Origin of the sequence: Actinomadura syzygii, assembly GCF_008085905.1 — a bacterium.
In the GTDB taxonomy this organism is placed as follows: domain Bacteria; phylum Actinomycetota; class Actinomycetes; order Streptosporangiales; family Streptosporangiaceae; genus Spirillospora; species Spirillospora syzygii.
This window is the reverse complement of the sequence record NZ_VSFF01000016.1, coordinates 235,910-249,265: the sequence shown is the minus strand read 5'-3', so window position 1 is coordinate 249,265 and position 13,356 is coordinate 235,910. Positions and strand designations below refer to the sequence as shown.

Sequence of the window (13,356 nt, the reverse complement as noted above, 5' to 3'; positions counted from 1 at the left end):
TGTGACAACAGACCGAAAGGAAACGCGTGCTGTCCACACCCCCGCTGAAACGCACCGCCGTCCTGCTGCCGGCGGCCGCGGCGCTGGCCATCGCCTCGATCGTGGTCGTCGGGGTGTTCCGCGGGCCCCAGCCGACCGAGCCCGATCCGGTGCGCCCAACGGCCGCCCCGTCGGGGGTCATCGCCCGCTACCAGCGGATCCTGCGCGACACACCGGGCGACTATGCAACGTGGGCCGCGCTCGGTGCCGCCTACGTGCAGCAGGCCCGGATCACCGTCGACCCCGCCTTCTATCCCAAGGCCGAGGGCGCGCTGCGCCGTTCCCTGCGGCTGGACGGCGGCGACAATTACCAGGCGATGATCGCGATGGCCGCGCTGGCCAACGCCCGCCACCAGTTCGGCGACGCCGTCCGCTGGGGGAAGCGGGCCGAGCGGATCGCCCCGTCCAACCCCCAGCTGTACGGCGCCCTCAACGACGCCTACACCCAGCTCGGCGACTACCCCGCCGCAACCGCCGCCGTCGCGCGGATGAACGAGCTGGGGCCCGGAGTCGCGGCGTTCACCCGCGCGTCCTACGAACTGGAGACGCACGGGCACCCGGCCGGGGCCCGCCGGGTCCTGCGGCAGGCGCTGGACAGCGCCTACACCCCTTCCGACGTCGCCTACTGCCGCTACTACCTGGGCGAACTGGCGCTGCACTCAGGCGGTCTCGACGAAGCCGCCCGCCAGTACCAGGCCGCCCGCACCGCCGACCCCGCCTACGTCCCGGCACTGCAGGGCATCGCCAAGACGGCCGCGCTGCGCGGCGACCTCACTGCGGCCATCAGCGGCTACGGCGAGGTGGTGAGCCGCGTTCCGCAGCCGCAGTACGTCGCCGAGTACATCGAGCTGCTGGGCGCCGCCGGACGCACCCGCGAGGCCGCCGCCCAGCGGCGGCTGCTGGCATCAGAGCGCAAACTGATGGCCGACAACGGTGTCGTGGACGACCTGGGCGCGGCCGAATACGCCGCCGACACCGGCGACGCTGTCGGCGCGTTGCGGCATGCCCGCGCCGAATGGGCACACCGCCACAGCGTCATCGTCGCCGACGCCCTCGCCTGGGCCCTGCACTTGAACGGCCACGACCGTCAGGCCCTGCGATACGCGCGGCAGGCGACTCGGCTGGGTTGGCGCAACGCGCTGTTCTACCGGCACCGCGCTGACATTCACGCCGCGCTCGGCCAGGGCGCCGCCGCCCGCCGCGACCGCGAGACCGCCCACCGCATCAACCCCCGCCTCGACCCGAGGATCCCCGCGATCGGAAGAGCCTCATGACCCGAACCGACCCCGCCCCGCAGCGGTGGCCGATCCGACCCCGCCGGCCCGCCCGGCGACGGGCTGACCACGGCCGCCTCGCCACGGGGCGAGCAGGCGGCTTCCTGTCAGCCGTCCCGGCCTTGCTCGCCGGGCTCGTCGCGGTGATCTGCTGGGGACCGGCCGTGCCCGCCCACGCCGGCGGCATCCACACAGGCGGCATCCACACAGGCGGTGTCCACACAGGCGGTGTCCACACAGGCGGTGTCCACACAGGCGGTGTCCACACAGGCGGTGTCCACAAGAGCGCCGTCGGCACCACCCATCCGCTGGGCAACTTCACCGTCAACCACTACGACGGGCTGCGGCTGACGGCCGACCATGTCACCGACACCGCGATCGTCGACTCCGCCGAAATCCCCACACTGCAGGAACGTGACGCGGTCGACACCGACCAGGACGCGACGATCAGCATCCCCGAGGCAAGCCGCTACGCCCGGCAGCAATGCGCGGCCCTCACCCAAGCCGCGCGGCTCACCGTGGAAGGTGAGCCGGTCGCCTGGCGGACCACAGCCTCCTCCTACACTCGGGCCCCCGGCTCGACCGGACTGCCGACCAGCCGCCTGACCTGCAGGCTCTCAGCCCCGGTCGTGCTGACCAAGGCCACTTGGATCCACTTCGCCGACACCTTTCGCGACGACCGCATCGGCTGGCACGAGATCACTGCCGCCGCCGAAGGCGTGCGCATCGACCAGTCGCCCGTCCCCGCGCGCAGCGTCAGCGACCAACTGCGCCACTACCCCGGCGACCTGCTCACCTCACCCTTGGACATCCGTTCGGCGACCCTAAAGGTCCGGCCCGGCAACGGCTCGACCATCGCGCGGCTGCCCGGACCGCCTACCGCCGGGCCCTTCACCAACGCTCTCGGAGACCTCACCGCCCGCTTCAACTCCCTGGTCGGCGCCCGGCACCTCTCCCTGGGCGTCGCGCTGCTCGCCGTCCTGCTCGCGGTCGTCCTCGGCGCCGGGCACGCAGCGCTCCCCGGCCACGGCAAGACCGTCATGGCCGCCTACATCGCCGGACGTCGGGGCCGCACCCGCGACGCCCTCATCGTCGGCGCCACCATCACTCTCACCCACACCGGCGGCGTCCTGATCCTCGGGCTGCTGCTTTCGGCCTCGGCGTCCCTGGCTGGCGAATCCCTGCTGGCCTACCTCGGCGTCGCCGGCGGCTTGCTGGTCACCGCCATCGGCATCGGCCTCCTCCGCACAGCCCGGCGACCCCACCCCGGCCACGAGCACGGGCACGGCCACGGCCACGGCCACGGGCACGGGCACGGCCACGGGCACGGGGGAGGGGGAGGGGGCGGGCGGCTCGGCAAGGCCGGACTCATCGGACTGGGCCTATCCGGTGGCCTGGTACCAAGCCCGTCCGCGCTGGTGGTCCTGCTCGGCGCGATCGCACTCGGCCGGACGATCTTCGGAGCCTGCCTCGTCCTGGCCTACGGCCTCGGCATGGCCGCCACCCTCACCGCGGCCGGCGTCGCACTCGTCCGCCTCCAAGGGATGCTGGACGGAACCACCCTCGCCCGCAAGGCCGACCGCCTGGGCCGGCTCACCCCGGTGGCCACCGCCGCTCTGGTCATTGTGGTCGGCCTCGGGCTCACGCTGCGCGGCCTCAACGGTTCGGTCTGATGCCCCAACAACACACAAACCACCGTCAGAGTCCAGTTCATCACAAATAGTAACGTCAGGGCTGGTGATCGACGTGATTCTCCCGTGCCCCAACGAGGCCGAAGCTTTGCCGCAGCGCTGTCACGGATCCTCGCGGGCCTACCTCCCCGAGTGGTCGGCAACGCCTCCACCGACGGGTCCGCGCGCATTGCCACCGACTACGGCGCCGACGTGGTGTTCCCCGCGGCCCCGGCGCCGCCTGCCGCGCCGGGCTGCCGGCCGCGGACCGCGTCGGTGGGGTGCGCCATGAATGCCGACGCCTCGCCGGACCCTGTCGAGCCGCCGCTTCTGGTCGCCGAGCTCGACCGGCTCACCGCCGCCGACGACGGGCGAGAACTGGTGCTGCCTCGCCCTGACGCGCGGCCGCTGCTGGACGAGCCGGTGTCGTGTCCCAACACTGGACCACGTCAGCCCGCCCGCCTGCACCCCGACCGCCTCACCGCCGCGGTGATGCCGGTGCCGGGCGACATGGACACCCCACACGCCGCCGAGGCCGTCGCCGAGCAGGTGCCCCGCGGTCGATTCACTGCAGCAGTCTGCGTCCTCGGGAGCAGGAGCGCCAAAGGGAACGTCTCGGCATGATCGGCGAACTGTACGAGGAGGCGTTGCGCGGCACCGCGCCGGTGGAGATCGAGCACGCCGACGGCCGCCGACGGCCGCTGCCGGTGCAGGACTGGCTGGCCCTGCGCCCCGGCGACGCCGGGGTCCTGGACCGCTGCCGGGGCGCGACGCTGGACGTCGGGTCGGGCCCGGGACGCCTGACGGCAGCGCTGGTCCGCCGCGGCCTTCCGGTGCTGGGCATCGACGTGGCACCGCGCGCGGTAGCGCTGACGATCGCGGCGGGCGCGCCGGCCCTGTGCCGAGATGTGTTCGGGCGGGTGCCGGGTGCCGGGCGGTGGCGGACGGTGCTGCTGGCCGACGGCAACATCGGCATCGGCGGCGACCCCGCCGCGCTGCTGCGCCGCGTCCTGGCGCTGCGGACGCAGGGCGGGCGGGTGCTGGTGGAGGTGGACCCGCCTGGATCGGGGTCGCGGACCGAGCCGCTGCGGCTGCGGTCGGGCCACGCGGTCGGCGAGTGGTTTGCCTGGGCGCACGTGTCCGCCGACGGCGCCGACGCGCTGGCCGCCTCGTGCTCGGCGGCCGTCACCGAGCGGTGGGAGGAGGCCGGCCGATGGTTCGTCTCCCTTGGCCGTCCACCTTCGCTCTCATGAGCCCACCACCTCTGCTGCCTGGTGTGGACACCGGACGTGCTCGACGCGGCGCCGGTCCGGCAGCGGAGGTGCAGCCCCTCGTCGTCGAGCGGAAGACGGGAGCGGAAGAGGAGCCATTGACCAGATCAGCGAGCACGCAGCGACAGGCCCACCGAGTCGGCCGATCATGCGATGGGATGCTCGCGCGGCGGGTTGTCAACCAAGGTGCATCTGGCCTGTGCGCAAGGCCAGATGCCGTTATCGCTGGTGGTGACCGCCGGGCAGCGCGGGGACGCCCCGCAGTTCCCAGCCGTGATGGCCGGCGTCGGTGTCGCCCGCGCCGGGCCGGGGCGTCCCCGGACCCGCCCGGATCGGGTGCGGGCCGACAAGGCGTACTCGTCCCGGGCGATCCGGGCCCACCTGCGTCGTCGCGGTATCGCGAGCACGATCCCGGTTCCGGCTGACCAGGCCGGGCACCGGTCCCGGCGGGGAAGCCGCGGTGGTCGTCCACCCGCCTTCGACCCGGTCGACTACCGCAGCCGCCACACCGTGGAGTGCGGCATCAACCGCCTCAAGCGCCACCGGGCCGTAGCCACCCGATACGACAAGCTCTGCGTCCGCTACCAGGCCATCCTTGAAATCACCGCCATCAACGAATGGCTCCACTTACTCCGAAACACGCCCTAGGTCCAGGGTTCCTCGACGTCTCCGGCGGCGGTCAGGCCGAAGCGGCGGAGCCGCTCGGCGCTTGCGATGTCGTCGGTTGCCTCCCGCAGTCGGGCCAGGCCCTGCAGCGCGTGGGTGTGTCCGGCGTCGACGGCCTGTCGGTAGAGCTGCGCAGCGCTCTCGCGGTCACCGGCCCCGTTTCGGTGCTCGGCCAGTAAGAACAGCGCGTCAGCGTCCCCGGCGGCACTGGCCCGCTGGTAGCAGTGCACGGCGTGGCGGTAGCGGCCTCTGATCTCTGCCTGCCGTCCCAGGGCGGTGAGCTCGTCGGGAGTGCGGGCGTGCTGGGCGGTGGTCGGCGCCGGTACGGGGGTCGTGAGGTGCTGGCGGCGATCATCTTTGTGGCGACCACTGGTTGTACGTGGCAGCAGTTGCCGCCGGTGTTCGGGCCGTCGGGTCCTACCGCGCACCGGCGTTTCACCGTGGAGTGCCGCGCGGGTGTGGGCCAGGCTGCACCGGCTCGTGCTGGACGAGCTGGGTGCGCGCGGCGAGCTGGACTGGTCGCGATGCGCGATCGACTCGGTCAGCGTCCGGGTCGCCAAAGGGGGGAGCTGACCGGCCCGAATCCTGTCGACCGCGGCAAACGCGGGTCGAAGATCCATCTGCTGACCGATCGTGCCGGACTGCCGCTGTCTGTCGGGATCTCAGCGGCCAACACCCACGACAAGCTCGCGCTGCAGCCGCTGGTGCGGGGCATCGCGCCGGTCCGTTCGCGGCGCGGGCCGCGCCGGCGCGGCCCGGCCAAGCTGCACGGCGACAAGGGCTACGACTACGCCGACCTGCGGCGCTGGCTGCGCAGCCGCGGCATCACGCCGCGCATCGCGCGCCGCGGCATCGAGTCCTCCGACCGGCGGGGCCGCTACCGCTGGGTGGTGGAACGGACGGTGTCGTGGCTGAGTGGCTGCCGCCGACTACACCGCCGCTACGAACGCACGCCCGAGCGCTTCCTGGCGTTCGTCGGCATCGCCGCCACCCTGATCTGTCACCGCCAGCTAGCCAAATGAGATGACGTCTTCGCTGACCCAGTCAGGGTTCCCGGTCGCAGGTCACGTCAGTGTTGGGCTGCCTGCCGGACGCCAGGTAGGCGTTGACGGCGTCAGTGACGCAGCGGTTCGGGTACAGCCCGTAGAGGCCGTGGCGCCGGACGTTCCGGAGCGTGACCATGCGGGAGGCGGGCAATGCGCGGTGCAGGGCCATGGCTCCCTCGTACACGGTCCGGGTGTCGCCGGTCGACTGGACGATCATCGCTGGGTGGCCGTTGCCGACCCTGGTCGGGGCCTCCAGAGGCTTTCTCGGCCAGAAGGCGCAGGGGAACACGGTGTTGGCGAGCGGACCGTAGACCGGCTGCGTCGCCCGGCTGTGCTGGACGTTCCGCCAGTACCAGCCGAGGTCACGGGGCGCGGACGCGTCGCCGCAGAAGATGGCGATGTTCATCGACAGCGCGTTGTCGAGCTCCCCGTCGGGCGGGCTGAGGTACTCGCGCAGCAGCTCGGACGGCTCGAACCGTTCGCCCCGCGCGGCCCGGTGCAGCTCGCGCACGATTCCGGCCTGCTCGGCGAAGTAGCGGTCATCGGCGAGGATCCCGGCCAGGAGTGAGGGGATGATGTGCTCGTCCGCCTGGTACTTTCCGATCTGGAGTGGCCGCCGGGCCGCCCGCGCGATGATCCGCTGCACGGTGGCGCGGACCTCGTGTCCGGTGCGGCCGAGGCCGTACTCGGCGTTGCGGCCGGCCGTCCAGCGGGCCCAGTCATCGAGGTACCGCTCATTGGCCGCGCCGAGGGCGGGAAAGGCCTGCGCGGGGGTCCGGGCGGGGTCGAGCGCGCTGTCGAGCACGACGCGGTCGGCCCTGCCGGGGAACATCTGCGTGTACACCGCACCCAGGTAGGTGCCGTAGGAGATGCCGATGTAGGAGATCTTCGGGGTCTTCAGGAGCGTTCTGATCAAATCCATGTCGCGGGCGGTGTTCCGGGTGGTGAAGTACGGCAGCAGGTCGGGGTACTTCCGCTGGCAGCGCTCGACCTGCTGTTTCTCGTAGGTGACCGATTCGTCGAAGCCCGCGCGGTCGAGCCCGGCCGACCTGAACCATTCGCCGGTCAGGCCGCAGTTGATGCGCGTGCTGCGGCCGACGCCGCGCGGGTCCATGCCGATCAGGTCAAAGCGTCCGGCGAGCGCGGGGCCCATCGCAGCGGAGGTGAGCAGCGGGCCGTTGAGCCCGCGTCCGCCGGGACCGCCGCCGGTGCCGTGCAGTAGCACGCCGAGCCGGTCCGGGCGGGTGGCCGCGAGCCGCGAGACGGCCACCTTGATCGTCCGGCCGCGGGGGTGCCGGTAGTCGAGCGGGACGGAGATGTCGGCGCAGCTCAGGCCCGCCTTGGCGAGATCCTGGTCCGGGCAGGCCGCCCAGCGGACGGGCTGATGGGTGAAGCGTGCCAGCGCCGCCGGGGCGGCGGCACCGGCGGACGGACCGGGCGCGGGCGCGGCGGCGAGGGCGCCCAAGGCGAGCGCCGAGACGAGCGCGGCGGTCAGCGCGGCGCTGCGGGCGGTGGAGCGGGCGGGGCCGCGCGTCGCCTTGCCGGCGGTGGCACGTGCGGCGCTGGGAGTCGCGTTGCGGGCCATCTCGTGGTGGGCGTTGTGCATCAGTGGCTCCTCAAGATGGTGGCCGCCGCGTCCAGGAGGTGCTGTGATCCACGCGGATCGGCGGCGATCTCGTTGACCGCGACGGTGACGGCCAGGCCCGTGCCGGTGACGCCGCCCCGTGTGCGGGTGCCCTCGATCGTCCCGCCGTGGCCCCAGAAAACTCCGCCTCCGGGCAGGGGGAAGCCGGCGAGGCCGAGGCCGTATCGTGCGCCTTCGGCGATGTCGGCGGGAACGGTACGGCGCATCTCGGCGAGCATCGCGGGCGGCAGAAGGCGCCCGCCGAGCAGGGCGCGGAAGAACGTGTTCAGCTCGCGGCCGGTGGAGACGAGCGCTCCGGCGGTCCCGACGACCGAGGTGTTGATCCAGTTGACCTCGGTGTGGCCGGGCGGCATGTACGCGTGGGCGTGCGGGCCGCGCAGGCCCTGCTCCGGGTAGCGCGGCCAGAAGGTGTGCCGCAGCCCGAGCGGGCGGATGACCCGCCGGGTGATCTCGGCTTCGGCCGGACGGCCGGTCACGGCCTCGATGAGCAGTCCGGCGAGGACGTAGTTGGTGTTGCAGTACTCCCAGCGTTCCCCCGGCTCGAACCGGGACGGACGGCGCAGGGCGTCCCGGGCGAGGTCACGGGCGCGGTAGTGGCCGCGCGCGTGCTCGTTGACGTCTTCGGTGAAGTCGTGGAAGCCGCTCTGGTGCCGCAGGACCTGCCGGACCGTCGCCTTTCCCGGCACCCGCGGAAGGTGGCGGGAGATCGGCTCGTCCAGGGCGAGGCGTCCCTCGGCGACCAGTTGCAGGACGGTGGTCGCGGTGAACGTCTTGGTGTTGCTGGCGATCCGGAGCCGCGCGTCATGCGGGTACGGCCGCCCGGTGCGCAGGTCCCCGGCTCCGGCGACGACCTGCGTGGTCCGTCCTCCGGGACGGGTGATGACGGCTTGAGCGCCGGGCAGGCCATCGCGTGCGATCAGGCCCGTCAGAACACGCCGGGCTCCCTGCTCATCGTCGACCGCCCGTGTCGCGGCGCCGTCAGTGGCCCGTGCCGGGGCGGCGGACACCGCGAGTATCGGCAGGGCCGCCGTGCCGGCGAGGAACCGCCGCCGTTCGATCAGAGGTGTGCGCAAGACGCCTCCCTGTGGTCATCCATGCGAGATCGGACCTTGCCGACGTTAGGGACGCGCCCTCGCCCAGGGCGTCGAGCGCGAGGACCAACCAGCGCGCGACTTTGGTCGCGCCCGCCCGTCCGTCCCGTGATAGACCACCAACGATGACGAGCCACCCTTTTCGGACCGACGCCGCGCTGGCCGTGGCCTGCTCGGCCTGGCAGATCGTGGGCTGGCTGGCGTCCGGATCGGTCCCGGTCGGCTGGGGGGCGCTGCCGGTCGGCGTGGCCATGTGCCTGCCCGCCGCCCCGCTGGCGTGGCGGCGCACGAGGCCGTGGGCGTCGTTCTGCGGGGTCGCCGCCGGTTACTGCGTGTGGCTGCCGACCGTCGGGCACCGCACGTCGGTCCAGATCGCGACGGTCTTCGTGCTGATCTCGCTGCACTCGGTCTCCCGCTGGGCGGTCCCGCGGTGCGGCCGGGCCGCCGCCGGGGTCGCCGCGGCCGTCCTGGCCGTCCCTGAACTCGCCCGGACGTTCGGGCGCGACCGGGACGCCGTGGAAGGCGTGGTCCTCACACTGTTCCTGGCCGGCATCCCGCTCTGCGTCTGGCTGGCCGGGGACGGGCGGCGGCGCGCCCAGGAGGACGCCGCGAGGCTGCGCGAGTTGGCGGCCCGTCTGCGCGCCGAGCGGGAGCGCAACGCGCGGCAGGCGGTACGCGTCGAGCGCGCCCGCATCGCCGGTGACCTGCACGACATTGTCGCGAGCCAGGTCAGCGCGATCGCGATCGCCGCCCGCACCGGCCCGCCCGGCGAGCACGCCCGGCTGATCGCGGCCACCGCCGACCAGGCCCTCGCCGAGATGCGGCGCATGATCGGCCTGCTCGCGGACGGCGCGGAGCGGACCGAGCCCGCCGCCTCGCTCGCCGACCTGGACCAGCTGATCAAGGTCGTGAAGGCGTCCGGTTGCCGGGTCGCCGGACCGCCGAGCCTGCCGACCGGGCTCGGCCCTGCGACGGAGACCTCGGTCTACCGGATTCTCCAGGAGGCGCTCACCAACGTCGTCAAGCACGCGGGACCCACCGACGTGGAGATCACGATGACCGAATCCCCGCTCACCGTCACCGTCACCAACGGCCCCCAGGCCCCCGGCCACCGGCCCGAGCCCGACTCCGCACACGGCTCAGGGCTCGGGCTCATCGGGATGAGGGAGCGTGCGGCGCTGTACGGCGGGATACTGGAGGCGGGCCCGCACCAGGGCGGCTGGCGCGTCCGGGCCATCCTGCCCACCGCGGGGACGCCGTGATCCGAGTGCTGATCGCCGATGACCAGGAGATGGTCCGCAGCGGCCTGCGTATGGTCGTCGACCGCCACGACGACCTGCGCGTGGTCGCGTTCGCCGGCGACGGCGAGCAGGCCGTCGCCGCCGCCTTCACGCACCGCCCGGACGTCGTCGTCATGGACGTGCGGATGCCGCGCCTGTCCGGCGTCGAGGCCACCGGCCGCCTGCTGCGCGACTGGCCGCACCCCGGACCGCCGCCGCGCGTGATCGTGCTGACCACCTTCGACCTGGACGAGTACGTACACGCGGCGCTGCGCGCGGGCGCGAGCGGATTCCTGCTCAAGAACACCTCACCCGACCACCTCGCGGGCGCCGTCCGCGCGGCCGTCCAGGGCGAGACCACGCTCGCGCCGTCGATCACCGACCGGCTGGTCCGCAGCTACGTCGCGTCCCCGCCACCCGTCGAGGACGACCCGCTGGAACTGCTCACCGCCCGCGAGACCGACGTCCTGCTGCTGATCGCACGGGGCCGATCGAACGCCGAGATCGGCGCGGAACTCGGCCTGTCCGCCCCGGCCGTCAAGAGCCGCGCGAACCGGATCTTCGCCCGCCTCGGCGTCACCAACCGCGTCCAGGCCGCGCTGCTCGCCCACCGGGCGGGCCTCTTGGACCACGACGACGGCCCGGCACCCTAATCGAGACCGGAGGGGAGGCGGCAATGTAGTGGGTGAGGCCGTCGCCACGGTCATGGCCGGACGCGGGCGGCTGGTAAGGGCTGCGAGTGCGGTCACCGCCGTGGCGCCTCGCCGAACCATCCCCGCGTGCGCGGGGCCGACAAGAAACGGCCCTTGTGGGGCATCTGGGTGCCGGAACCATCCCCGCGTGCGCGGGGCCGACACTTTCTGACCTGCGACGTTATCGGCGAGAGGTGGAGTTTTCGTTCGGTTGGTTTGTGATCATGCTCGGTGAGAGGGCCTGGGGTCGGCGGTGTTGTCGTGGGGTGGGGTTGGTGGGGCGGGTGGTTCTGTCGGTGGGTGTGGCCAGCTTACGTTGTGTGAGTACCGGGTGATCGGGTCGAGTGCGGGGAACCCGCGGGCGGTGCTGTGGGGTAGGAGTGCGGGCAAGGCCCGAGTGGCGCGACGTTCCCATCCCAGCAGATAGGACACCAGCGAGGCCACAGCGCGGCGAAGCCGCCGCTCGGAGACATCGCCGATGGCCATGAGGTGGTCGATGAGGACGCTAGCCGCGCCGACCTTCGGTCCGGCCCAGATCGCCTCGATGGAACCGGTGATCGCGCGAATCGCCCGATCATACCTGGACTCCGCGCTGGAGCGCGGCACCTTCGACTTCGTCACCGACCTGGCCGCGAAAGTGCCGATGGACGTGGTGTCCGAGGTGTTGGGCATCCCGCCCGCCGACCGCGAGACCGTACGCGACCTGGTGCTCCTGGCCGCGGACCGGCCGCCGGGCTCCCGCGACGTTCCCGCGGAGGGGACCGAAGCGCTGGCGAGGTTGATGGAGTACCTCCTCGACCTGATCGCTGACCGGCGCCGCCGCCCCCAGGAAGACCTGACCAGCGTGCTGGTCGCATCCCAGGTCGGTGGGCAGCCCCTCACTGACGCGGAGATCATCCCGTACCTGGTGCTGCTGATCGCCGCCGGGTACGAGACCATCACACGCCTCCTGGCCGCCGCCTGGTACTGGGCGTGGCGCAACCCGCTGCAGCGGGAGATCGCCTTCTCCGGCCGGATCGGAGCCTGGGTAAATGAAACCCTCCGGTACGACGGCCCGGTGCAGTACGAACTCCGCACGACGACCCGGGCCGTGAAGGTCGCCGGGACGGTCCAGAACGGCGACCGGCGACCCGTCCGACAGATCCAGTCGGGCGTCGAGCGCGGCCAGCCACCGGGTCGTCGGCGCCTCGCACAGCTCCTGACGCGTGCGATCGCCAGCACACGCCTTGGACACGACGAGGACGAACTCGTCGTGCTGGCCTGCCAGCACCGCGCAGCGTTCAGCGATCAGCAGCGCGCCGAGCGGATCCACCATGGGCTTCTCCGGTGCGCGGTGCCGCGCCTTGCCCGTTCGGCTGCCTCGCCCCCGAGGACGGGGCACCGGGTTGAAGTCGATCTTCTTCTCCGTCGGATCGGCAGCGTCGCTCATGACGACGCTCAAGACCTCCCGCTAGGTGCGTATGGAGTCGGGCTTGTAGCCGTCCCCGGCCAGCTTCCGCTCCCATTTCCGGACGCGGTCGGCGTCGATCTCGCCGAGGGCGATCGTCCTGGAATTTCGGGAGCAGGATCGTCTCCAGCGTCAGCTTGTAGTCTCCCATCGTCTTGGGCGCGAGATCCTGAGGTGCGTACCAGCCTCACCCTGTCCACCAGGCGTCAGCATGCGGCTACGCACCGGTGTCGGCGTTCGGTGGCGCGCCGAGGATCTCGATGGCGGTCGATTCCTGTTCAGTGGGAATTGCTGCTTCTCGTGGACGTGGTATGCCGCGCAAGCTCACATCGCAGGCCGAGTTGGAGGGATGCATTGTGGGTTCAACAGGTGGCGCGACGCATGCGATGACAGCGGCAGACCCGGATTCGACCTGGACATTCATGCCTTCCGTGAGCAGAATCCCGGCATGAGCCCCGCTCATCGGGACACCGGGGAGATCACCGCGGTCGGCCGCGCGGCCGAGATCCTCAAGCAGTTCGCGCGCAGCCGCGGGGCGCTGAGCGCCGCCGCGCTGACGCAGCGGACCGGCCTGCCGAAGACGACGGTGTACCGGATGGTGGGCGAGCTGGTCCGTGTCGGACTGCTGGAGCGGGACGGGCAGGACTACCGTCCGGGCCTGCTCTTCTTCGAGCTCGGCGAGACGCTGCCGCAGCAGCGCGACCTGCGCGAGGTCTCGAGGACGCACCTGCTGACGCTGCATGAGGCGACCAGGCAGAACGTAGGGCTGGCCCTGCTCGACGGGTTCGACGTCGTGCACTTGGAGGTCTTCCGCGGCGCGGAGGGACCGCGGCTGCCGCAGCACTCGGGCGGACGCTGGCCCGCGCACGCCAGCGCTTCGGGCAAGGCGATGCTGGCGTTCATGCCGGAGGAGAAGGTGGTGATCCCGGACATCCTGCAGCGGTTCACGCAGCACACGATCGTGGAGAGCGGCGCGCTGCGGGACGAGTTGCGGCGCGTCTGGCGGCGCGGCGTGGGGTTCGACCGGCAGGAGGCGCTGAACGGCATCGTCGGCATCGCCGCCCCCATCGTCGGCCCGGACGGCGAGGTGCTGGCCGCGGTGTCGATGTCCGGGGTCTTGGGCCGGATCGACACGGCCCGGATGGACGTCGCTGTGCGGACGACCGCCCTGACGATCTCGCGTGACCTGGAGCAGGCGCGCTCGATCGTCCGGCCGGTCCTGCGGCGGCGCTGAC

At 72.3% G+C, this 13,356-nt stretch carries 12 protein-coding genes and 1 pseudogene; 10 read left to right on the top strand and 3 right to left on the bottom strand.

The features are described from left to right. The first annotated feature begins 26 nt into the window (after nucleotides 1-26). The 5 genes and pseudogenes from FXF65_RS38005 to FXF65_RS37980 all read left to right on the top strand — a co-directional run. Nucleotides 27-1,313: a tetratricopeptide repeat protein gene (locus FXF65_RS38005; RefSeq protein WP_148355060.1), complete on the top strand. Its 1,287-nt coding sequence runs from the start codon at nucleotides 27-29 to the stop codon at nucleotides 1,311-1,313. Beyond that, the gene (locus tag FXF65_RS37995; RefSeq protein ID WP_222868955.1) at nucleotides 1,310-2,986 is read left to right on the top strand and encodes a High-affinity nickel-transporter; all 1,677 of its coding nucleotides are present in this window, start codon (nucleotides 1,310-1,312) and stop codon (nucleotides 2,984-2,986) included. The genes FXF65_RS38005 and FXF65_RS37995 overlap by 4 nt, the downstream gene beginning before the upstream one ends. Before the next feature lie 150 nt (nucleotides 2,987-3,136). Further along, entirely contained in the window at nucleotides 3,137-3,607 is a 471-nt protein-coding gene (locus FXF65_RS37990; RefSeq protein ID WP_148355056.1) for a hypothetical protein, read from the top strand. Continuing rightward, nucleotides 3,604-4,236 carry a class I SAM-dependent methyltransferase gene (locus FXF65_RS37985; RefSeq protein ID WP_148355054.1) on the top strand — a complete coding sequence of 211 codons (633 nt, stop codon included), beginning with the start codon at nucleotides 3,604-3,606 and terminating at the stop codon, nucleotides 4,234-4,236. The genes FXF65_RS37990 and FXF65_RS37985 overlap by 4 nt, the downstream gene beginning before the upstream one ends. Before the next feature lie 153 nt (nucleotides 4,237-4,389). Further along, a pseudogene (locus tag FXF65_RS37980) lies at nucleotides 4,390-4,902 on the top strand (IS5 family transposase); the annotation flags it as partial. On the opposite strand, the gene FXF65_RS37975 reads toward FXF65_RS37980, so the two are convergent. After that, the gene (locus FXF65_RS37975; RefSeq protein ID WP_148355052.1) at nucleotides 4,899-5,150 is read right to left on the bottom strand and encodes an SEL1-like repeat protein; all 252 of its coding nucleotides are present in this window, start codon (nucleotides 5,148-5,150) and stop codon (nucleotides 4,899-4,901) included. The pseudogene FXF65_RS37980 and the gene FXF65_RS37975 overlap by 4 nt on opposite strands. On the opposite strand from FXF65_RS37975, the gene FXF65_RS37970 reads away from it, so the two are divergent. Further along, nucleotides 5,145-5,942: an IS5 family transposase gene (locus tag FXF65_RS37970; protein WP_425458765.1), complete on the top strand. Its 798-nt coding sequence runs from the start codon at nucleotides 5,145-5,147 to the stop codon at nucleotides 5,940-5,942. The genes FXF65_RS37975 and FXF65_RS37970 overlap by 6 nt on opposite strands. A gap of 22 nt (nucleotides 5,943-5,964) precedes the next feature. Here FXF65_RS37970 and FXF65_RS37965 read toward each other — a convergent pair whose 3' ends face one another. Both FXF65_RS37965 and FXF65_RS37960 read right to left on the bottom strand, forming a co-directional pair. Next, on the bottom strand, nucleotides 5,965-7,572 hold the full coding sequence (locus FXF65_RS37965; RefSeq protein WP_246199361.1) for an alpha/beta hydrolase: 1,608 nt from the start codon (nucleotides 7,570-7,572) through the stop codon (nucleotides 5,965-5,967). Further along, nucleotides 7,572-8,684 carry a serine hydrolase domain-containing protein gene (locus FXF65_RS37960; RefSeq protein WP_148355051.1) on the bottom strand — a complete coding sequence of 371 codons (1,113 nt, stop codon included), beginning with the start codon at nucleotides 8,682-8,684 and terminating at the stop codon, nucleotides 7,572-7,574. The genes FXF65_RS37965 and FXF65_RS37960 overlap by 1 nt, the downstream gene beginning before the upstream one ends. A 143-nt stretch (nucleotides 8,685-8,827) precedes the next feature. Here FXF65_RS37960 and FXF65_RS37955 point away from each other — a divergent pair, with 143 nt between their 5' ends. The 4 genes from FXF65_RS37955 to FXF65_RS37940 all read left to right on the top strand — a co-directional run bounded on the left by FXF65_RS37955 (nucleotide 8,828) and on the right by FXF65_RS37940 (nucleotide 13,355). Then, a complete protein-coding gene (locus FXF65_RS37955) occupies nucleotides 8,828-9,964 on the top strand; it encodes a sensor histidine kinase (RefSeq protein ID WP_148355049.1) in 1,137 nt (378 codons plus the stop codon). Continuing rightward, a complete protein-coding gene (locus FXF65_RS37950) occupies nucleotides 9,961-10,635 on the top strand; it encodes a response regulator (protein ID WP_148355047.1) in 675 nt (224 codons plus the stop codon). Before FXF65_RS37955 ends, FXF65_RS37950 begins: the two co-directional genes overlap by 4 nt. A gap of 535 nt (nucleotides 10,636-11,170) precedes the next feature. Next, a complete protein-coding gene (locus FXF65_RS37945) occupies nucleotides 11,171-12,511 on the top strand; it encodes a cytochrome P450 family protein (protein ID WP_148355046.1) in 1,341 nt (446 codons plus the stop codon). A 58-nt stretch (nucleotides 12,512-12,569) separates the two neighbouring features. Then, complete coding sequence (locus FXF65_RS37940; protein ID WP_148355044.1) at nucleotides 12,570-13,355, top strand: IclR family transcriptional regulator; 786 nt, start codon at nucleotides 12,570-12,572, stop codon at nucleotides 13,353-13,355. The last annotated feature ends 1 nt before the right edge of the window (nucleotide 13,356 follow it).